General features: G+C 61.0%; 17 protein-coding genes. 16 read left to right on the forward strand and 1 reads right to left on the reverse strand.

Translation table 11 applies throughout. The features are described 5' to 3' along the window. Positions 1-1,157 precede the first annotated feature (1,157 nt). The 12 genes from metK (at position 1,158) to ABGT66_RS07125 (ending at position 15,032) form a co-directional block, all read left to right on the forward strand. The gene (gene metK, locus ABGT66_RS07070) at positions 1,158-2,360 is read left to right on the forward strand and encodes a methionine adenosyltransferase (RefSeq protein ID WP_300260304.1); all 1,203 of its coding nucleotides are present in this window, start codon (positions 1,158-1,160) and stop codon (positions 2,358-2,360) included. A 125-nt stretch (positions 2,361-2,485) separates the two neighbouring features. After that, positions 2,486-3,115, forward strand: coding sequence for a phosphoribosyltransferase family protein (locus tag ABGT66_RS07075; RefSeq protein WP_346689772.1), 630 nt, complete (start codon positions 2,486-2,488; stop codon positions 3,113-3,115). 57 nt (positions 3,116-3,172) lie between these two features. Continuing rightward, positions 3,173-4,135: a 6-phosphofructokinase gene (gene pfkA, locus ABGT66_RS07080; RefSeq protein ID WP_294191810.1), complete on the forward strand. Its 963-nt coding sequence runs from the start codon at positions 3,173-3,175 to the stop codon at positions 4,133-4,135. A 45-nt stretch (positions 4,136-4,180) separates the two neighbouring features. Next, the gene (locus tag ABGT66_RS07085; protein ID WP_346689774.1) at positions 4,181-5,059 is read left to right on the forward strand and encodes a glutamate cyclase domain-containing protein; all 879 of its coding nucleotides are present in this window, start codon (positions 4,181-4,183) and stop codon (positions 5,057-5,059) included. Between the two features lie 163 nt (positions 5,060-5,222). Continuing rightward, complete coding sequence (locus ABGT66_RS07090) at positions 5,223-5,600, forward strand: hypothetical protein (protein WP_294191808.1); 378 nt, start codon at positions 5,223-5,225, stop codon at positions 5,598-5,600. A 595-nt stretch (positions 5,601-6,195) separates the two neighbouring features. Next, a complete protein-coding gene (gene rho, locus ABGT66_RS07095) occupies positions 6,196-7,461 on the forward strand; it encodes a transcription termination factor Rho (protein WP_294191966.1) in 1,266 nt (421 codons plus the stop codon). Positions 7,462-7,508: 47 nt separating this feature from the next. Further along, entirely contained in the window at positions 7,509-8,915 is a 1,407-nt protein-coding gene (locus ABGT66_RS07100; protein WP_303149046.1) for a peptidoglycan DD-metalloendopeptidase family protein, read from the forward strand. A gap of 32 nt (positions 8,916-8,947) precedes the next feature. Then, the gene (locus ABGT66_RS07105; protein WP_346689776.1) at positions 8,948-10,567 is read left to right on the forward strand and encodes a CTP synthase; all 1,620 of its coding nucleotides are present in this window, start codon (positions 8,948-8,950) and stop codon (positions 10,565-10,567) included. Beyond that, positions 10,564-11,691, forward strand: coding sequence for a hypothetical protein (locus ABGT66_RS07110; protein ID WP_346689778.1), 1,128 nt, complete (start codon positions 10,564-10,566; stop codon positions 11,689-11,691). The genes ABGT66_RS07105 and ABGT66_RS07110 overlap by 4 nt, the downstream gene beginning before the upstream one ends. Before the next feature lie 113 nt (positions 11,692-11,804). Next, positions 11,805-12,242, forward strand: a complete 438-nt coding sequence (locus ABGT66_RS07115) for a hypothetical protein (RefSeq protein WP_346689779.1) — start codon at positions 11,805-11,807, stop codon at positions 12,240-12,242. 50 nt (positions 12,243-12,292) lie between these two features. Further along, complete coding sequence (locus tag ABGT66_RS07120) at positions 12,293-14,068, forward strand: hypothetical protein (RefSeq protein WP_346689780.1); 1,776 nt, start codon at positions 12,293-12,295, stop codon at positions 14,066-14,068. 22 nt (positions 14,069-14,090) lie between these two features. After that, complete coding sequence (locus ABGT66_RS07125; protein WP_294191794.1) at positions 14,091-15,032, forward strand: D-alanine--D-alanine ligase; 942 nt, start codon at positions 14,091-14,093, stop codon at positions 15,030-15,032. 72 nt (positions 15,033-15,104) lie between these two features. On the opposite strand, the gene greA is transcribed toward ABGT66_RS07125, so the two are convergent. Beyond that, the gene (greA, locus tag ABGT66_RS07130) at positions 15,105-15,593 is read right to left on the reverse strand and encodes a transcription elongation factor GreA (protein WP_300260277.1); all 489 of its coding nucleotides are present in this window, start codon (positions 15,591-15,593) and stop codon (positions 15,105-15,107) included. A gap of 436 nt (positions 15,594-16,029) precedes the next feature. Between greA and thrC the strand changes: the two genes are divergently transcribed. From thrC to ABGT66_RS07150, 4 genes are read left to right on the forward strand one after another with little or no spacing between them, the layout of a single operon-like run. Beyond that, the gene (gene thrC, locus ABGT66_RS07135; RefSeq protein WP_346689781.1) at positions 16,030-17,070 is read left to right on the forward strand and encodes a threonine synthase; all 1,041 of its coding nucleotides are present in this window, start codon (positions 16,030-16,032) and stop codon (positions 17,068-17,070) included. After that, positions 17,067-18,029 carry a homoserine kinase gene (gene thrB, locus ABGT66_RS07140; protein ID WP_346689782.1) on the forward strand — a complete coding sequence of 321 codons (963 nt, stop codon included), beginning with the start codon at positions 17,067-17,069 and terminating at the stop codon, positions 18,027-18,029. Before thrC ends, thrB begins: the two co-directional genes overlap by 4 nt. After that, positions 18,030-19,262 carry an aspartate kinase gene (locus ABGT66_RS07145; protein WP_346689784.1) on the forward strand — a complete coding sequence of 411 codons (1,233 nt, stop codon included), beginning with the start codon at positions 18,030-18,032 and terminating at the stop codon, positions 19,260-19,262. Then, positions 19,262-20,266 carry an aspartate-semialdehyde dehydrogenase gene (locus tag ABGT66_RS07150; protein WP_346689786.1) on the forward strand — a complete coding sequence of 335 codons (1,005 nt, stop codon included), beginning with the start codon at positions 19,262-19,264 and terminating at the stop codon, positions 20,264-20,266. Before ABGT66_RS07145 ends, ABGT66_RS07150 begins: the two co-directional genes overlap by 1 nt. The last annotated feature ends 6 nt before the right edge of the window (positions 20,267-20,272 follow it).

Here is a 20,272-nt window from a genome sequence, read left to right on the forward strand (position 1 = left end):
CTGCCATCGTCGCATCTCCGCCGGAGGCGAGCCAGGCATTACTGGGACCCATTTGGGCCGTTTCGCGAGCGTCATTTTACAGGCTTTGGCGAGTGATATTCCGCGCAGTCTTGGCGCGCGCCGTTTCGAAGAGCTTCGTGCTGCCGAATGCGGGGACATGTCTTGACGCAGAAATTTCTTGATGCGCTTTATGCTTTTTCGGCTTTCACATGCGCTAGCGCGTTCTCAAGATAGTAAGTCGCGTTGAAGTATGCGAAGGCCATGTTTCCTACAGCTCTGCTGATCTTGTTCTGTAGATGATGTTCTCCTTGACCGCAGGCCGTAAAAGTAGAATACGATGTCGAGCTTTTTGGGCATCAGCTCCTTAAAAGGTACGTTTGTTCTACCGTCTGTCTCGTTGGAGATGGTCGTCTTCCATTAGAAATCACACCAGAGTCTGTCTCAGAGGTACTGCCCCCTGTTTATGGTCAAATTTTTGCTAGGGACGAGCGTCGATTCGTAGAAAACGGTGCGGACTATTCCTGTGCCGTAATAGCGCTTGCACATCTACATGCTGGTGAACGCTGGGCCTTGAGATCCAGGCTCGAAGAAGCGCTCTCCGCATACGGTGTACGTAAGTTCAAGACACGTGGCGACGTTTAGCAACGGCTCGAGACAGTACCCGTTCGGTCAACGGTGACTAACGAGCCACGAATACACCAATTTCAGCCTGTTGGGTAGCTTCGTTCATGTACTAAAGATGCTGTCTGCGCATGCCAGGGATTGTTGGGGGCTTCGCACAACGCGAGTGCCTCGCGGATGTAGAACACGTTGTCGGTCTGCTTCATTCGCTGTCACATATATGAAAGGAGCACTTTGGGTGGCGCTGAGAGCCTGCCGCGTAAAGAATGCCGTAAGCTATCGATGATTTTCATAAGCCGAAAACTCTGGTTATTGCAACGGTTTTTCTGGAAAGGTACATTTCTGCGTCGATATTTTTTAGATTGTGCACACGTTCGCTGCTGCATGGCTTTCTTTGCATCGATGGGGTGCTGAAAATATCACATATGTTTCGGCTCGCTTTTCCCTCAGACTTTTTGCCGCGCACGTATATAAAAATCACAGCACTGATGCTACAATAACCAGGGTATCACAAAACTACACGGAGGTTTTTGTTTATGAGCAAAGAAAGGTATCTTATTTCGTCGGAATCGGTGACGGAAGGGCACCCTGACAAACTCGCAGACCAAATATCCGACGCCGTCCTCGACGCTATTCTCGAAGCGGACCCGATGGGCCGCGTCGCGTGCGAGACGCTTGTGACGACCGGCCTCGTCATGGTCGCGGGAGAGATAAGCACGAGCTGCTACGTCGACATCCCGAAGATCGCGCGCAAGACGGTCAAGGAAATCGGCTACACGCGCGCGAAGTACGGCTTCGACGGCGACACCTGCGCGGTGCTCACGACGATAGACGAGCAGTCGTGCGACATAGCTCTCGGCGTGGACAAGGCGAAGGAAGCGAAGGAGCTTTCTGACGACGAAATCGACGCCATCGGAGCGGGCGACCAGGGGCTTATGGTCGGCTACGCCTGCAACGAGACCGAGGAGCTGATGCCGCTGCCCATATCGCTCGCGCATAAGCTTTCGCGCCGCCTCGCCGAGGTCCGCAAGAACAAGACTCTGCCGTATCTGCGTCCCGACGGAAAGAGCCAGGTGACCGTCGAGTACGAGAACGGCAGGCCCGTCCGCGTCGATACGGTCGTCATCAGCACGCAGCATCATCCGGCCATCGACCAGAAGCAGATCGAGGCCGATATTATAGAGCACGTCATCAAGCCCGTCATTCCGGCGGAGCTTATCACGGCGAAGCCGCGCATCCTCGTGAACCCGACTGGGCGTTTCGTCCTCGGAGGCCCGCAGGCCGACAGCGGCCTCACTGGGCGCAAGATTATCGTCGACACCTACGGCGGCGCGGTGCCGCACGGCGGCGGCGCGTTCTCGGGCAAGGACCCGACGAAGGTCGACCGCTCCGGCGCGTACATGGCGCGCTACGCGGCGAAGAACGTCGTCGCGGCGGGTCTCGCCGACGCCTGCCAGATTCAGGTGGCCTATGCCATCGGCGTCGCGAAGCCCGTCTCGATAATGGTCGAGACCTTTGGCACGGGCAAGATAAAGGACGAGGAGATCACGGAGCTGCTTCGCGAGAACTTCGACTTCCGCCCCGCGGCGATAATCCGCGACCTCGAGCTGCGCAAGCCGCAGTACAAGCGCCTCGCGGCCTACGGCCACATGGGACGCATCGACCTCGACCCGATGCCGGCGTGGGAGCGCACGGACAAGGCCGAGACTCTTAAGAACGCGGCCAAGCGTTTCGCGTAAACGGAAATTTTTCGGGGCGGTCTTCGGGCCGCCCTTTTGACTTGATTTTGCCTTTCCCGCATATTTTCGACGAATTTCTTCATATTTTCTTTCCGAGCGGCTGTCCCGCCTGTGGACGGCTCGCTGTGCCGTTCTGCGAAGAGTGTCTCGATGAGGCCGCGGCGTCGCCGCTTCCGCCGTTCTGCGCTGAGTGCGGCGGCCCTTACGGAAAGCCCTGCTGCGCCGACAGCGTCCCGTGCTTCGCCGCCGCGGTTCACGACGGCGCGACGCGCGATTTTATACTCGCGCTCAAGTATCGCAACGTGCGCGCGCTAGGCTTCGCTATGGGCGAGCGCATGGCGGCGGCCTTCGCGCGTCCCGAGGCAGACTGCGTCGTGCCGCTGCCTCTGCACGTCGGCAGCCGCCGCGCATACAATCAGACGGAGCTCATCGCGCGCGGCCTCGCCTCGCGCTGGGGGCTTCCGGTAGAGGCGCGCGCCGTGAGCTGGGCAGTGCGCCGCGAGCCGCAGACGCGGAGGAGCTCCGCGGAGCGCGCGGGGATTTCGCCCGACGCCTTCGCCGTCTCGGATTCTCTGCGAGGGCGGCGCGTCGTGCTGGTCGACGACGTTTACACGACGGGCGCGACGGTGCGCGCGGCTCTCGCTGCGCTGAGAAGGGCTGGCGCGCGTCCCGCGGCCGTCGCGCTGTGGACGCGGCGGCTCGGCGGCGGAGAAGCGCCGGCGGCGTGGCCGGAGGATGCGGAATCGCTCTTGTAATATCTGCTATAATGTCACTGTATAAAATAATAAAGCGGCGTCAAGGAGGAATAAACTATGCTTCGCAGGGTCGGTGTTTTGACGAGCGGCGGCGACTCGCCGGGGATGAACGCTTCGATACGCGCGGTTACGCGCACGGCTTTATATCACGGGCTTGAGGTTATCGGAATCAGGCGCGGCTACGAAGGGCTGCTCGACGGCGACTTCGTGCCGATGACGCGCAGCACCGTCGGAGGCATACTCATGCACGGCGGCACGATACTGCGCACCGCGAGATGTCCGGAGTTCATGCGTCCCGAGGGGGTCAACGCGGGTGTTTCTAAGCTGAAGGAGAACGACATAGACGCGCTCGTCGTCATAGGCGGCGACGGATCTTTCCACGGCGCGCTCGAGCTTCACAAGCGCGGCGTCCAGGTCGTCGGCGTGCCGGGGACGATAGATAACGACATGGCGGGGACGGACTGCACGATAGGCTTCGACACCGCCTGCAATACGGCGCTCGAGTGCATCAGCAAGCTGCGCGACACGGCGTCTAGCCACGACCGTATGTTCATCGTCGAGGTCATGGGCCGCCACGCGGGCTTCCTCGCGCTCGAAACGGCGGTGGCCTGCGGCGCTGAGTTCGTGCTTGTGCCGGAGATTCCCGCAGATATAGAAGCGATAATAAAGAAGATACATTACGCGAAGGAACACGGCAAAACCCATTCGATAATCGTGCTCGCGGAGGGCGTCATGCCGGCGCACGAGCTCGCCGACAAGCTGAAGGGGCGCTGCGACTACGACCCGCGCATAGTCGTCCTCGGGCACATCCAGCGCGGCGGCGCGCCGTCGAGCTTCGACGCGGTGCTAGCCTCGCGCCTCGGCTACGCCGCGGTGGAATGCCTGCTCGCAGGACAGAGCGGCGTGATGGTCGGGCGCGTCAAGGGCGAGATACTGGCCTCGCCGCTCCAGAGGGCATGGGAGGAGCGCAGGCCGCTCGACCAGGACATGCTCCGCATAATGGATACACTCAGCATTTAGCGCCGGGAAAATATGGACGCCGCGCGCGTAAAGGAGGACTCAGCCGTGAACGAAGCCTTGTTTGAAAGCTTTGCGAAGGAGCTGACGGCTCTCGTCGCGCGCGACGAAGCAGGGCGCGGCGCGTCGAAGCTGAGCAGCCCGCGCGAGCTTATGCGCGCAGCGTCGGCTTTCGCGCCGCTCCGTAAATTGGCGGTCGTGTCGGGGTTTTACGTCCCCGCCGCGGGCGCGCCGGAGACTGACGGCCCCGGCGGCGCTGCGATACTCGCGCGGGCCTTCCAGCGCGAGGGGCGCGAGTGCGAAATCTGGACCGACGCGCGCTGCATCGAAGTCATTGCGGAATGCGCGAAAGCGGCGGGCTGCGCGGAAAACACCGCGCGAATCGCGCCCGCGTCGCTGAAGGAGCGCGCGCCTGACGGAATCATATTCGTCGAGCGTCTCGGACGCGCAGCCGACGGGCGTTACTACAATTTCAAAAAACAGGACATAAGCGAATGGACCGCGCCTCTCGACGCGCTCGCGGACGAGGCGGCGGGCCTGGGAATTCATACTATAGGCATAGGCGACGGCGGCAACGAGGCAGGGATGGGAAATTTCTACGCCGAACTCTGCGCTCTGCTGCCCGGCTACGCGGCGTGCCTCTCCGTCGTGCGCGCGGAGTTCGCGCTGACCGCGGATGTGAGCAACTGGGGCGCCTACGCGCTCGCAGAGGCGCTCTCGTTCGTCTGGGGCGTCCGGCGCGGCATAGAGCCCGGCGAAGAGACGAAAATGCTCGAGGCCGCGGCGCGCGCCGGCGCGGCGGACGGAATCAGCGGAAAATGCGAAACGTCGGTCGACGGCTTCTGCGCCGCGGCGCTTGAAAAGAAAATCACCGAGCTCGACGCGCTGAGCAAAAAATACGCCGCTCTGCGCGCCGCCGGAAATTGAAAAATTTCACCGAAAAATGCACCGCCGTCTATATATTTTCCCATAAACTCATGCTAGAATAACTTTTTAGAGACTGGTGGCACAGATGGAACGAGATCACGGAAAGAGTTCTGGACGTCGGCCCCTTCTATTGCTCGGAGCGGCGGTCGTAGTCCTTGTAATATTGAGCGTTATTAGTCTTAGAACAGGTCTCCTCGGCAGCTCTTTCTCCATTGACAAAGCGGTCGTATGTATCGAACTCGACAGCAACCGGCTCCCGCACAAGGTAAGACAGACGATTCAATACGGCGTGCGCCAGGTATGTCTGTGGTTCCAATATTCCTCGGCCCCCGAGGGGAACCACCTGGAAATTTCATGGTACTACGAAGACGAAAAGGTGCTTTCCGAATCGCTGAAGCTGATGACGAAGGACGGAATGAGAGCCTTCTATCTGCTTCAGGAGGAGGGAACGCCCCTTCCCGCGGGGAAATACCGCGTTACCATTTCAAGCGCGACCAAGGTGCTGAGCAGCCTGGACTTTGAGATCATCAGAAAGAAATAAAAAAGACACAACATAATTGGAGGCTATCGACTTGCCAAGAAAGAAAGCAGAATCAGACGACGAATCGACCAGCGTAAAGCGAAGAACAAGGACGAAGAGCCAAGCCGTCGAAGAGACGGTGGCTGAAGCGCAGGCCGCGCCCGCGGAGGCTGCGGACGGCGAAGAGACGCAGGTCAAAAAGAAAAGAAGCTACGCAAGAAAGCCGGTCGCGGCGGAGGGTGAAGAAGAGACGAAGCCGCGCCGCGGAAGAAAGAAAAAGGAAGAGGCTGAGGCCGCGGCCGCGCCCGAGGCGGCGGAGGCCGAGGAACAGAAGCCCGCGAAGCGCGGACGCCGCGTAAAGGAGGCAGATGAGCCTCGCCAGGAAACCATCTTCGGCGCGGAAGAGGGCGGAGAAGCCCGTCCCGAAGAGCCGAAGGCCGAAGAACCGGCGGCAGCCGCGCAGCCGGAAGAACCACAAGAGCCCGCCGCAGAATACGGCGCCGCGCAGGAGCCGGAAGCGGAATACGACGAAGCGCCGGCTTCTGAAGAACCGTCGGAACAGCCGGCGGAGGCCGAGGCCCCGCAGCCCGAAATACAGCGCAACGAACGCGGGCAGATACGCCACCAGCATCCCAAGCTCGGATTCAGCCAGCTCGCCGGAGAGACCCTCGCGGAGCTCAGAAAGATCGCGAAGGACACCGGCGTCACCTCGATAACCACGAGAAGAAAAGACGACCTCATCAACGACATACTCAAAACGCAGGCGGAGGCGCTCGGCTACCGCTACAACGGCGGAACACTCGAGTGCATGCCCGAGGGCTACGGATTCCTTCGTCCGTCGGGGCTTCTGCCGAGCAGCAACGACATCTACGTCTCGGCCTCGCAGATAAGACGCTTCGGCCTGCGCAACGGCGACGTCGTCTGGGGCATCATCCGCCCGCCGAAGGACCAGGAACACTACGAAGCGCTGCTCCGCGTCGAAAACGTGAACTTCACCGACCCCGAGGAGGCGCGCAGGCGTCCGCACTTCGAAGCCCTGACGCCGATATTCCCGAACGAAAAATTGCAGCTTGAGACTGACCGCCGCCAGATAGCGACGCGCATCGTCGACATATTCGCGCCGATAGGCAAGGGTCAGCGCGCGCTCATCGTCTCGCCGCCGAAGGCAGGAAAGACGACGCTGCTCAAGAGCCTCGCCCACTCGATAACGACCAACCATCCCGAGGTCATCCTCATGGTGCTGCTCATAGACGAGCGTCCCGAGGAAGTCACCGACATGGCTCGTTCCGTCGACGGAGAAATCATCGCCTCGACCTTCGACCGCCCCGCGGAAGAGCATCTCCGCGTCGCGGGCCTCGCGCTCGAAAAGGCGAAGCGCCTCGTCGAAGTCTCGAAGGACGTCGTGCTGCTGCTCGACTCCATCACGCGCCTCGCGCGTGCCTCAAACCTCGTCGTCCCGCCCTCCGGACGCACGCTCTCCGGCGGTATGGACCCCGCGGCGCTCTACTTCCCGAAGAAATTCTTCGGCGCGGCGCGCAACATAGAAAACGGCGGAAGCCTTACGATAATCGGCACGTCGCTCGTCGAGACCGGCAGCCGCATGGACGACGTAATATATGAAGAGTTCAAGGGAACGGGCAACATGGAAGTCCATCTCTCGCGCAAGATAGCGGAGCAGAGGATATTCCCCGCGCTCGACATCACGAAGTCCGGAACGCGCAAGGAAGAGCTCATGGTGCCGGAGGCCGACCTCCAGCGCATCTGGGCGCTGCGCCGCAAGATCGCGAACATGGACGAAGCAGAGGTGCTGAATCTCATCCTCGATAAATTAAGAAATACCCCCACGAACCGCGATTTTCTTGCTACAATAAAGGTCGGTTAAAATTTTCTGCGTTCTGACACGCGGCACAGCTCATAAGAGGTGGACTGATGAAGGATAAGTCCAATATGTATAAAGCCGGATTGAGGAAAAAGATATATCTCATCGTCTTCCTGATGCTCGCCGTCGGAGGCGCGGTCGTCTGCGCGGCCGTCGCGGCCGAGCGTTCCGGTATGTACTGGATAGGGCTGGGCGGGGAGGTTTCGGCGGAGAACCCCGAGGACAACAAGGGCTTCTTCACGGTCGACGTCTCCGACTTCCTCAACACCGCCGGAACTGGCGGAGGCGAAGCCGCGGACGAGGGCTCCGAGCTCGTCCCTCTCGCGATAGGGCCGCTGCCGAGCATACCGACGCTCACCGACGAGGAGCTGAAGCTCTACGGCATCCTCTCGAAAAACGACGGAAGGATATCGGAAGAAGACAAGACCGCGCTCGACAAGGACATACATTGGACTGAAGTCGTCCTCGAACCGGGCGAAACGCTGAAATCCATATCGGAAGAATTCAATATATCCGAAGAAGACCTGCGTCAGGCCAACGGACTGCGGAAGGGCGAGAAGCCCAACCCCTCCGAGGTGCTCTACGTGCCGGACAGCCACGACGACGTAGTCGCGACGCTGCTGTTCGTGCGCAACCTCCAGAAGGAAGAGCTAGCCTTCGCGAAGAAGGGCAAGCTGCTCGAGGTTCACGAGTACGTCGTTAAAGAAGGCGACACGCTCTGGGGAATCTCCGGCAAGTTCGACCTCGACGTCGACACGCTCGTCGGATGCAACCAGCAGGTGCTGGGCGGCAGCATACACAGGCTCAAGCTCGGCATGAAGCTCCGCGTGCCTAACCAGGACGGCGTATTCGTCAAGGTCGCAAAGAACGACACGCTAGGCAAGCTCGCCGACAAGTACGGCTCGTCCTCCGACGCGGTGAAGCTCGCAAACGCTATGAAGAGCGACAAGCTCATCCTCGGCGAGGAAATATTCCTGCCCGGCGGCAAGCTCATCGCCGACACCGAGGTCCGCATAGCGTCGAAGGGACGCGGAGGCGTCCGCCGCGCTTCGGTCAAGATAACGGGCGGCTCGCGCAGCTTCCGCTGGCCGACGATGGGGCGCATATCGAGCAACTTCGGCTGGAGAAAGAGCCCGTTCGGAAAACGGCGCGTGTTCCACTCCGGCCTTGACATCGCGGCTCCGCGCGGCACGGCGATAAAGGCGCCGGCCAACGGCACGGTCGTGCATTCCGGCTGGATGGGCGGCTACGGGCGCACGATAGTCCTCTCGCACTCCAAGGGGCTCACGACGCTCTACGGACACTGCAGCAAACTTCTTGTAAGAAAGGGCGCGAAAATTTCACGCGGCCAGACTATAGCCCTCGTCGGAAGCACGGGAAGGTCGACGGGGAACCATCTGCACTTTGAGGTGCGCGTCGGCGGGAAACCGAGAAACCCGCTGCAGTACCTTAGATAAATAAGATATGCCAGAAGGGGCGTTTGCAATCAATGACTAAGTATATTTTCGTCACCGGAGGAGTTGTGTCATCTCTCGGCAAGGGAATTACAGCCGCGTCGCTCGGCGTTCTTCTGAAACGCCGCGGGTATAAGGTAAGCATCATCAAGATGGACCCTTATATCAACGTAGACGCAGGAGCAATGAGCCCTTTTCAGCATGGAGAAGTATTCGTAACGTGGGACGGGGCTGAGACGGACCTCGACCTCGGCCACTACGAACGTTTCATAGACGAAACGATCAAGGGAGAAAACAGCTGCACGACGGGAAAGGTATATTCCGCCGTCATACAGCGTGAACGCGCCGGCGGCTACAACGGCGCGACGGTGCAGGTCATACCGCACATCACGAACGAAATTCAGGACAGAATAGAGCGCGTCGGCAAGGACAAAGACATCGTCATCGCCGAGATAGGCGGAACGGTCGGAGACATCGAAGGTCTGCCCTATCTCGAAGCGATTCGCCAGTTCGCGAGCCGCGTCGGGCGTTCCAACATTCTTTACTGCCACGTCACGCTCGTCCCATACATTGCGGCGTCTGGAGAGCTCAAGACGAAGCCGACACAGCACAGCGTCAACGAGCTGCGCAGGATAGGCATCCAGCCCGACGTGATAGTCTGCCGCTCGCAGTACACGGTCGGCCCGGAGCTTCGCGAGAAGATAGGGCTCTTCTGCAGCGTCCCTTCGGATTCCGTATTCGAAGCCGTCGACTCCGACACGATATACAGAATACCGATGGTACTGCACTCGCAGAAATTCGACCACCTCGTCCTCAAGAAGCTCGGCCTGCCGACGAAGGGCTCGCCCGACATGAAGGACTGGAAAGAATTCCTGCATAAGTACGACACGCGCAAGGAGGCGCTCACCGTCGCTCTCGTCGGGAAGTACACCGAAATAAAGGACGCCTACCTCAGCGTCAACGAGGCCGTCCTGCACGCCGGCATAGCGAACGGCGTCAAGGTCAACATCTTCCCCGTCGAAGCGGAAGACCTGGAGACCGGGAACGTTGCCGAGATACTCGGAAAGGCTGACGCAATACTTGTTCCCGGCGGCTTCGGACAGCGCGGCGTCGAAGGCAAGATAGTCGCCGCGAGATACGCGCGCGAGAACGGCGTGCCGTACCTCGGCCTCTGCCTCGGAATGCAGGTCGCAGTCATAGAGTTCGCTCGCAGCGTCCTCGGCTTCGCCGACGCGAACAGCCTCGAGATGGACGAAAGCACGACGCACCCCGTCATCCACCTTATGGAAGAACAGAAAAACGTCGCGGGCATCGGCGGCACGTCGCGCCTCGGCACCTATCCGTGCGAGATAAAGCCCGGTACGAAGGCCGAGAAGATTTACGGCACGACGCATATCGAGGAGCGCCACCGCCACCGCTTCGAGTTCAACAACGAATATATAAAGGAGTTTGAGGCCGCCGGAATGCGCGTCGCGGGCGTCTGCCCGATGGGCGGACAGGTCGAGATCATGGAGAACGACAACCACCCGTGGATGGTGGGCGTCCAGTTCCATCCGGAATTCCTCTCGCGCCCCGTGCGTCCGCATCCGCTTTTCAAGGATTTCATAGCGGCTGCTCTCGACATCAAAAAGCAGAAGGAGGCAAAAAAAGCATGAAGAAAACCACGCAGAAAATCGCCGCGCTGATAGCGGCGTTCTCCCTGACCTTCCCGGCCTATTCGTTCGCGGACGATGCGGCTCCCGAGCCCGCAAACGCGCCCGCCGCGGAGTCGGCGCAGACCGAAACGGCCGAGGTCAAAACGCCCGGCCCCGCCGTCATCTCTACCGGGACGGCCAACACGATAATCAAGCCGGACAAATCCGCCCCGGCATTTGAAATGCTCGAAAGGATAGAGACCATCATCTACGGAAGCAAGCGCGAGGGCGGCCTCCTCAACAGGCTCAACGACGTAGAGAGGACAATCTTCGGGCGCGAGCTTCCGGGAAGCCTCACCGAGCGCCAGACGGCGCTGATAGACTTCCTTGAAAGAGGAACGGACACGCAGCCGTCGGTTCTCTTCAAGCTCTCCGTCGCTGAATGGGGTGTAAGCCAGGAGATACATCCGACCTGGCCGCTTACGAGACGCATCGACGCCATGGAGGCGATACTCGAAGGAGCCAACCAGCCCGGACCGCTCGTCTCGCGCCTCGAGCGCCTGCTTATGAAGCTGCTCCCAGAGGGCATCATGGCGACGCAGTTCGAGCTGCCGAAGGAGACCATAGTTAAAGGAATACTCCGCGACACGCTCACCGTCAGAAACGTCAAGGTAGGCGATATAATCATCCTCGCGCTGAACGAGCAGATTATGGTAGGCGACATGCTCGTCGCGCCGAAGGGCAGCCGCGTCTTCGCTCACATCACGACTGTGAAGCCGCCGCGCAGCTTCGGACGCTCCTCGGTAATAGAGATGGAGATAGACGGCGTCGAGGTGCTCGGGCCGTACGTTGTGCCGGTTAACATCGGCGACGCGGCTAAGAAGGCGATGGAGGCGGACAGCGCGATGATAGGCGCGGCCGGCGCGAGCCTCGCGGGCGCGGTTCTTCTCGGCCCCGTCGGACTCGCGGGCGGCTTCCTGATCCGCGGCAACGACAAGCAGCTGAAGGAAGGAACGCTCTTCTACGCGCAGACCTCCGAAGCGACGCCGATAACCGCCTATCAGATCCCCTCGCAGATAGCGCCGCTCACCCAGCCGGGCGGGCTCGCTCCGCAGGGCACGCGCTCGGACCCTAATCAGTACTGAGGCAGTCCGTGCGTATAAAAAAATTAACGAAACGTGAAGCCATCGTCCTGGCGGTGATCCTTGCGGTCGCCGTCGGGGCTTTTTACTTGTGGCGGGACCTCCATCTCGGCGCTATGAAAAACGTGCCGCTGCCCGACATCATCGTGGAGGACATAGAGATAGAGCGCGTCGTGAACGGCAAGACGTGGATAATAATTTCGCCGCGAGCCGAGCACAAGGAAGGCGTTATATACGGGACCTCTGTCGACATAACGATTAAAGACCCCAACGGGCGCAACACGCACATCTACGCCGACGGAAGCACCTTCACGCGCGAGAACAACGACATAACCCTGACCAACGGAGACGGAACGATGACGGAGAAGGGCAAGACATACGACATGCAGTCCGGCTTCGTCGAATACGACGCCGATACGGAGCGCTGGAACTTCTCGAAGGGCGTAACGCTGAGCTCTGAGAATATGGTGATAAGCGGGGACGCTGGCGTCTACGACACGCGCAGCGGAGACTGCTATATAACGAACGGGGGCACAGTGACTTGGACAAATTAAAAATCGGCCGCGCGCATTCCGGCGCCGCGCTGCGCCTGGCCGTATGCTTTTTGCTTATATCTGTTGCCGCAGCTTTCCCCGCAGCGCCGCAGGCACTTGCGTCGGAGCAGGACGACGGCATATTTATGCCGTGGGACGCGGGCGTCGAGCCCATGCCCTACGGTGAGCCGGAGCCGCCTGCGTTAGACGAAGCGCCGGCTGTGACGCCTAAGGTGGAGACGGCTGAAACGGCGCAGTCTGCGTCCGGCGACTCCGCTCAGCAGACGGCTAAAGTTCCGAACGAAGTATTCCTCGACGCCGACGAAATCAGCTTCGACGAATACACGGGCATCGCCATAGCCGAGGGCAACGTTCGCGTCCGCAACAAGGACGTGCGCATGTTCGCCCCCTACGTCGAATATGACACGAAGTCGCACGTCGTCGACGCATACTCCGACTATCGCGAGAACGTCGTCGTCTACTCCGGCATTGAGAAATATATAGGCAAGCACCTGAAATACAACGTCGAGACGCGGCGCGGAATCTTCACGCAGGTCTCCGGCGAGTCCGGGCCGATGCACATGCGCGGCGGAAGAGTCAGGTTCATGCCCGACAGCGACGCCGCCGAGCTCGGCATAATACACGCGCCGCGGCGCAGGAAAAACAGCCCGAAATCTCAGAACGTCGCCGAATGGATGGGCGTCACCTCGACCACCTGCGACTTCACCAAGCCGCACTATAAGTTCGTCACGAAGCGCGCCGTCATATTCCCCGGCAAGAAGACGGTGCTCAAGCGCCCGCGCTTCTACATCGGCGACTCTCTCGTAATTCCCTATCCCTTCGACTACGTCATGACCAGCCGAAAGAAAGAGGGGATCCAGCCCATATTCAACTACGACTCCGACCTCGGAGCGGGCTTCGGGCTGCGCGGCCCGCTCGACCTCGGACAGTACGGGGAGCTCGACCTTGAGGCGATGTACTGGACGCAGGGAGAGTTCGAGACCACCATCAACTACCGCTACCGCTTCACAGACCAGTTCAGCGTCTTCGCCGACATCCGGCGTCTCTACAACGACGACACCGAGGACACCCTGTGGCGTCCGTCGTGGGGAATGGAGTACGAGAACGCCGGATGGAAGGCGCGGCTCTACTGGGCGCAGCGCGAGCTCGTCTCGACTGAGGTCGCGACCGACGTAACGGAAGACCGCGACGTCTGGCGCGATCCGGAATTCTCGATATCGTCCCCGTGGTTCAGCGAGCCGCTGACCGGCGGCGAATTCCGCCTCTACACCGCATGGGGCCGCTACGGCGACAACATTACGCGCCAGGAGTGGACGGAGCGTATCGCCTACGTCGCGCAGTACCGCGGCAGGCCGCAGTGGTCGATAGGCATCTTCAAGCCGTTCTACGGCGCGAGGTACAGATACTTCGATTACTACAACGAGGACAGGAACCAGAAGGCGACCGACGCCTGGGGCGGCTTCAGCTACAAGATAGGCGCGTTCAACTTCGCAAGCTCCTACTACCGCCGCTGGGTCGAAGAGGGCAAGAGCCCGATGGCGTGGGACCGCTATACGAACAGCGAGACGTTCTTCCAGTCCGTCTCGTTCCCGCTGCCGATAGGCGCGCCGTGGGAAAGATGGACGGTCTTCATCGGAGCTAACTACGACATAGAGATAGAAGACTTCTCGTCCATCTTCTATTCGCTCACCTACAACATGCACTGCATGACGTGGGAGCTCTGGTACAAGGACAAGCGCTCCGAGGACGACTATAAGATAGGGCTGACGCTCTTCATCAACGCATACCCGGACCGCAAGCTAGAGATAGGCTCGAAGGACGATTAGCCTGAAGGAGGACTTTGAAGCGATGGACAAGATTGTTGTGCTGTGCGGCGGCGTGAGCCCGGAGCGCGAGGTTTCGCTCAACTCCGGCGCGGCCGTCGCGGAAGCGCTGAACGGCTGCGGCTGGGAAGCGCAGCTCTACGACATAAAATCAATCAAAGAGTTCGTGAGGTTATGGGAAAGCTTCAACGCCTGCGGCGTCTTCATCGCGCTGCACGGCGGCTGGGGCGAGAACGGCAGGATACAGACCGTGCTCGAAGCTCTCGAAATCCCGTACACCGGCTCAGGCCCGGAGGCTTCGATGCTCGGCATGGACAAGCGCCTCGCGAAGACGCTCTTCGCTGAAGCGGGCGTCAAGGTCCCCGACGGCTTCACGGCGACGCGCGAGTGCGCGAACGAAGCGCTCGCCGCGGAGTATCTTAAAAAGTACGGCAAGCTTACGGTCAAGCCGAACGGCGGCGGAAGCACCGTCGGCCTCTCGTTCATTACCGACGCCGCCGATTACGCCAAGGCGCTTGAAGCGGTCTGGCAGCTCGAAGATTTGGCGCTCGTCGAGCAGTACATACCGGGCGAGGAGGCGACCGTCGCCGTATGGGAACGCGAGGACGGAGCAGTCGAAGCGCTGCCCGCGGTGCATATCAAGCCGAAGAGCGGATTTTACGACTACAAGAACAAATACACGCACGGCTGCACGGAGTATATCTGCCCGGCGGATTTCTCGCCGGAGGTGAACGCGCGCATCGCGGCGGACGCCGTCGCGGCGCATCGCGCGCTCGGTTGCCGCGGATACAGCCGCGTCGATTTCAGAATAACGCCGGAGGGCGAAGCCTACGCGCTTGAAGTCAACACCGCGCCCGGCATGACCTCCACGAGCCTCGTGCCGAAGGCTGCGAAGGCGCGCGGCGTATCTTTCGGAGATTTCCTCTCCGCTGTAATCAGACGCTCGTTCTCCATAAAGCGCGGCTAAGCGCGCGGCGGGCGCAAAGGACAGAAAAAAGCGGGGCGCTTTCGCGTCCCGCTTTTCATATATCCGCCGCTGTTACTTGAGCTGAATCTTCGTGACCTTGAGGTGGCGGACGCCGCGCGGCGTTCTCACCATCACCTCTTCGTCTGCGCGCTTGCCCATGACGGCCTTGCCGACGGGGCTCGCCGCGGAGATGCGGTTCTCTTTGATGTCGGCCTCTTCGGTGCCGACGAGCGTGTAGACAAAGGTCTTCTTGAGGTCGAGGTCCTCGAGCGTAACGGTCGTGCCGAGGCTGACGACGCTCGTGTCTATGTCGTGCGCCTCGACGATCTGCGCTTTGCTGAGCTGATATTCGAGCTGAAGGATGCGGTTCTCGAGCTTTTCCTGCTCTTCCTTCGCCGCGTGGTACTCGGCGTTCTCGCTGAGGTCTCCGAAGGCTCTCGCCTCTTCGAGCTTCGCCGCCACTTCCGAGCGTCCGTCGCTGCGGAGGGAGACGAGCTCGGCCTTGAGCTTTTCGTAGCCCTCGCGCGTCATTACGACTTTATCCGATGCAGATTTTGCCATTTGAATTATCCCACCTAAAAACCATAAAACTTAATTCCAGAGAATTCTATCAGAAAGGAGACAAAATATCAAATATCAATTGATACTTGACAATCATAATTGCGAGTAGTATAAACTCTGACATTGAACTTGATAATCTCGCAGCGATGACGGGGATAGTAAAGTTCGGACTCTTCACAGAGAGAGGGCTGAAACGCTGAAAAGCCTTCGTCGAGCCGGATTTGAATACCACCTCCGAGCTGGCGCCGAAGCCGCGCTCGTGTGACGCGCGGATAAGACGTCCGGGAGCGCCCGAAACAGCGCGGACGAGGGCCGTTGGTATGGCGGCCGAATAAGAGTGGAACCGCGGTAAGGATTCAACGCCGCCTCTGTAAACGATGCAGGGGCGGCTTTTTTTGTAACGACAGGCGAAAGCCGCTGGAATGGAGGAGTTTTTATGGGAGTTATCGACAGGTACGCGGAGCTTCTTCCGGTAACCGACAAGACGCCGCGCATTACGCTCGGCGAAGGTTCTACGCCGCTCGTGCATCTCGACGGCATCAGCCGTATGCTTGAGATAGAGCTTTGGGCGAAGCTCGAGGGCTGCAACCCCTCCGGTTCGTTCAAGGACAGGGGAATGGTCATGGCCGTAGCGAAGGCGCTCGAGGACGGCGCGAAGGCGCTCGTCTGCGCCTCGACGGGCAACACCTCGGCCTCGGCCGCAGCATACGCCGCGGCAGCGCAGGTTCCGTGCTTCGTCCTGCTTCCGGCGGGGAAGGTCGCGCTCGGCAAGCTGGCGCAGGCTCTCATGTACGGAGCGAAGGTCATCGCCGTGCGCGGAAATTTCGACCGCGCGCTAGAGATGGCGCGCGAGGCTGCGGAGCGCGAGGGCTTCGCAATCGTGAACTCCGTCAACCCCTACAGGCTCTGGGGACAGCGCAGCGGCGCGTGGGAAATCTGCGAGGCTCTAGGCCGCGCGCCCGACTGGCACGCGATTCCCGTCGGCAACGCGGGCAACATCAGTGCCTACTGGGCTGGCTACAAGCAGTATAAGGAGCTTGGAAAGATAGACAAGCTGCCGCGCATGATGGGCTTCCAGGCTGTGGGCGCGGCTCCGCTCGTGACGGGACAGCCCTGCCCGAATCCGGAGACGATAGCCACCGCGATACGCATCGGCAATCCCGTCAGCGCGCACCTCGCGAAGGAGGCCGTCGCGCAGTCGTCGGGCGAGTTCAACTCCGTCACCGACGAGGAAATACTCGCGGCGCAGTACATACTTTCGTCAAAGGGCGGCGTATTTGCGGAGCCCGCTTCGTGCGCGCCGCTCGCCGGACTTATCAAATTGAAGAAGGAAGGCCGCCTGCCGCGCGGAATCACCGCCGTCATGATACTTACGGGCAACGGCCTCAAAGACCCCGACACTGCCATGTCGCAGGTCGGACGCCCCGTGGAGATCGGGGACAGCTTCGATGAGCTCATGGAGGTGATGAAGGGGTGAACGCGCTGATAACGCTCCGCGTTCCGGCGACGAGCGCCAACCTCGGCTCTGGCTTCGACACGATAGGCATGGCGGTCTCGCTCTACAATATATTCAAGGTCACGGAGCTTCTGCCCGAGGGCGAATATAAGGTCGAGGCGCTCGGCGAGGGCGCGCGCGAGCTTTCTTCGCCCAAGGCCAACCTCGTAGTCAAGGCATACGAGGAAACCTGCAAAAGATGGAACGTCGCCGGGCCGGGCTTCGCGCTCTGGTGCCACAACATAATACCGCTCTGCCGCGGCCTCGGCAGCTCGGCGGGCGCGGTCGTCGCTGGCGTGCTTATCGCGAAGTACCTCACGGGCTATGACGCGGACGACGACGAGCTGCTGCGAGCGATGACGGTGATAGAGGGACATCCCGACAACGTCGCGCCCTGCTTCCTCGGCGGCATGGTCGTCAGCTGCTGGGACGGCAAGGAGCTGCGCTACGTCAAACTTCCCGCGCTTCCGCCCGAGGTGCTCTGCGTCGTCGCGGTGCCGGACGAGCGCGTGAAAACTTCCGACGCGCGCAACGCGCTGCCGAAGGAGGTCCCCTTCAGCGACGCCGTCTTCAACGTCGGGCGCGCCGCGCTGCTGACGGCGGCCTGGGCGACCGGCAAGTGGGACTATCTCAAATGGGGAATGGACGACAGGCTGCACCAGCCCTACAGGAGCAAGCTCTTCTCGGGAGGCGAGGTCATCTTCTCGCGCGTCGAGGCTCTGCCGGAGTGCATAAGCGTCGCGATAAGCGGCTCCGGGCCGAGCGTCATCGCGCTAGTCAAGGGCTCGACGCAGCGCGTCGCCGAGGCGATGTGCCGCACCTTCACGGAGCACGGCGTGCGCTCGCAGTTCTTCGTCCTCGACGGCAGCGCCCAGGGCGCGCGCGTCGACGTGGATATGGAGTTCCCCAACATGCTTGAGGAATACCGGAGGTGCAGATAGATGGAATGGGAGAAACTTCCGCTGACAGTCCTTAAATTCGGCGGCTCCTCCGTCGCTGACTCGGCGCGCATGAGGCACGTCGCGCAGATAGTAAAGAAAACGCGCGAGGAGGGCTACCGCGTCGCCGTCGTCGTATCCGCGATGGGCAACACCACGGACGACCTGCTCGCGCTCGCAAGCGACGTAGCCTCAGAGGCCGACGGCCGCGAAATGGACCAGCTCTTGGCGACCGGCGAGCAGCAGAGCGTCGCGCTCTTGGCGCTCGCGCTGAAGCAGTTCGGCCTTCCTGCGCAGTCCTTCACGGCGCAGCAGGCGGGCATACGCGCGAAGGGCTTCCCGATGGAGGGACGCATTTACAGGATAGAGCCGGACGCCGTCGAAAAGGTGCTTAACGAGGGCAAGGTCGCCGTCGTCACCGGCTTCCAGGCGATAACGGACAACGGCGACGTGATAACGCTCGGACGCGGCGGCTCCGACCTTTCGGCGGTCGCGCTCGCGGCCTCGCTCGGCGCGCAGTCCTGCCGCCTGCTGAAGGACGTGACGGGCGTCATGACCGGCGACCCGCGCGTCGTGAAAAATCCGCGCAAGCTGAAGCAGATAGGCTTCGACGAATGTATGGAAATGGCGGTGCAGGGCGCGAACGTCCTTCAGGCCAGGAGCGTCGAGATGGCGGCGCGCTACGACGTGCCGCTTTACGTAGGTTCAAGCTTTGTAGAAGAGGAGGGCACATGGGTAATGAGCAATCCCGTAACGGAGGGACTTATCATAAAGGCCGTCGTCCATGACATGAAGGCGGCGAAGGTCGTGCTGCTGGGAGTTCCCGACATCCCCGGCGTCGCGGCGCGTCTTTTCGCGAACCTCGCGGAAAAAGGCGTCGGCGCGGAGATGATAATTCAGAACAACATGCGCGGAGGCGTCAACGACATCGGCTTCCTCGTCAAAAAGACGAACCTCGAAGTCGCCAGCCAGGTCTGCCGCGAAATGTGCCGCGAGGTGGACGCGCAGGGCGTCTCCTTCGACACTGAGATAGCGCGCGTCTCGATAGTCGGCGCTGGCATAGCCAACCATCCAGAGATACCGTCTAAGATGTTCAATATACTCGCGGAGGCGGGCATAAATATAGAGATGATCGCCTCAACCGCGCTCGCCATCACCTGCGTCGTCGGCTCGTCGCGCGCGGAGGACGCGGTGCGCGAGCTGCACGACCACTTCATAGACGAGGTGGCCTTCTGATGAGCGGCAGGAGAGTCGCCGTCCTCGGCGCGACGGGCCTCGTCGGGCGCGAGATGCTGCTGACGCTCGAGCAGCGCAATTTCCCCGTCTCGGAGCTCGTGCCGCTCGCCTCTGAGCGCTCCGAGGGGAAGAAGGTAACGTTCCGCGGCGAAGAGGTCACCGTGCGCGCCGTAAAAGAAGACTCCTTCAAGGACGTGGATATAGCGCTCTTCTCTGCGGGCGGGAAAACCTCCAAACGCTGGGCTCCCGTCGCTGCCGCCAGCGGAGCGACGGTCGTCGACAACAGCTCCGCATGGCGCATGGACCCCGAAGTGCCGCTGATAGTGCCCGAAATCAACCCCGGCGACGTAAAGCTCGCGGAGAAAAAGGGAATCATAGCGAACCCGAACTGCTCCACGATACAGGCCGTCGTCGTGCTCTATCCGCTTCACAAGGCGGCGGGGCTCAAATATATAAACATCAGCACCTACCAGTCGGTGGCGGGCACGGGCAAGGCCGCGATAGAATCTCTGCGCGACGGCTCGAGGGCCGCGCTCGCGGGCGAAGGCTACGACGAAAAGGTCTATCCGCACGGCATAGCCTTCAACCTGCTGCCGCACATCGGCCCCTTCGACGACGAGGGAATCTCCGAGGAAGAGTGGAAGATGGTCAACGAGTCGCGCAAGATAATGCACCTGCCGGAGCTGCGCGTCAGCGGCATCACGGTGCGCGTGCCGATATTCCGCTGCCACGGCGAGAGCGTGACGGCGCAGTTCGAGCGCCCAATCACGCCCGACGAGGCGCGCGCCGTGCTCTCGAAGGCTCCCGGCGTCGTCGTGCGCGACGATCCGAAGTCCGCGGAGTATCCGCTGCCGCTCGACGTGGCGGGCACTGACGCCGTCTGCGTCGGACGCATCCGCCGCGACACGGGGCTCGACAACGCGCTCGCGATGTGGGTCGTCGGCGACAATTTGAGAAAGGGAGCCGCGCTCAACGCCGTCCAGGTCGCGGAGCTGCTTCTGTAAAATATT

Origin of the sequence: uncultured Cloacibacillus sp. (assembly GCF_963926575.1) — a bacterium.
Lineage (GTDB): Bacteria > Synergistota > Synergistia > Synergistales > Synergistaceae > Caccocola > Caccocola faecigallinarum.

Bases quoted from the DNA above. Each gene is read 5' to 3' on its own strand.
- pfkA (WP_294191810.1), top strand. From the start codon at position 3,173: ATGCTTCGCAGGGTCGGTGTTTTGACGAGCGGCGGCGACTCGCCGGGG.
- ABGT66_RS07105 (WP_346689776.1), top strand. From the start codon at position 8,948: ATGACTAAGTATATTTTCGTCACCGGAGGAGTTGTGTCATCTCTCGGC.
- greA (WP_300260277.1), bottom strand. From the start codon at position 15,593: ATGGCAAAATCTGCATCGGATAAAGTCGTAATGACGCGCGAGGGCTAC.
- thrC (WP_346689781.1), top strand. From the start codon at position 16,030: ATGGGAGTTATCGACAGGTACGCGGAGCTTCTTCCGGTAACCGACAAG.
- ABGT66_RS07125 (WP_294191794.1), top strand. From the start codon at position 14,091: ATGGACAAGATTGTTGTGCTGTGCGGCGGCGTGAGCCCGGAGCGCGAG.
- ABGT66_RS07150 (WP_346689786.1), top strand. From the start codon at position 19,262: ATGAGCGGCAGGAGAGTCGCCGTCCTCGGCGCGACGGGCCTCGTCGGG.
- ABGT66_RS07110 (WP_346689778.1), top strand. From the start codon at position 10,564: ATGAAGAAAACCACGCAGAAAATCGCCGCGCTGATAGCGGCGTTCTCC.
- metK (WP_300260304.1), top strand. From the start codon at position 1,158: ATGAGCAAAGAAAGGTATCTTATTTCGTCGGAATCGGTGACGGAAGGG.
- ABGT66_RS07100 (WP_303149046.1), top strand. From the start codon at position 7,509: ATGAAGGATAAGTCCAATATGTATAAAGCCGGATTGAGGAAAAAGATA.
- ABGT66_RS07115 (WP_346689779.1), top strand. From the start codon at position 11,805: ATGAAAAACGTGCCGCTGCCCGACATCATCGTGGAGGACATAGAGATA.
- ABGT66_RS07145 (WP_346689784.1), top strand. From the start codon at position 18,030: ATGGAATGGGAGAAACTTCCGCTGACAGTCCTTAAATTCGGCGGCTCC.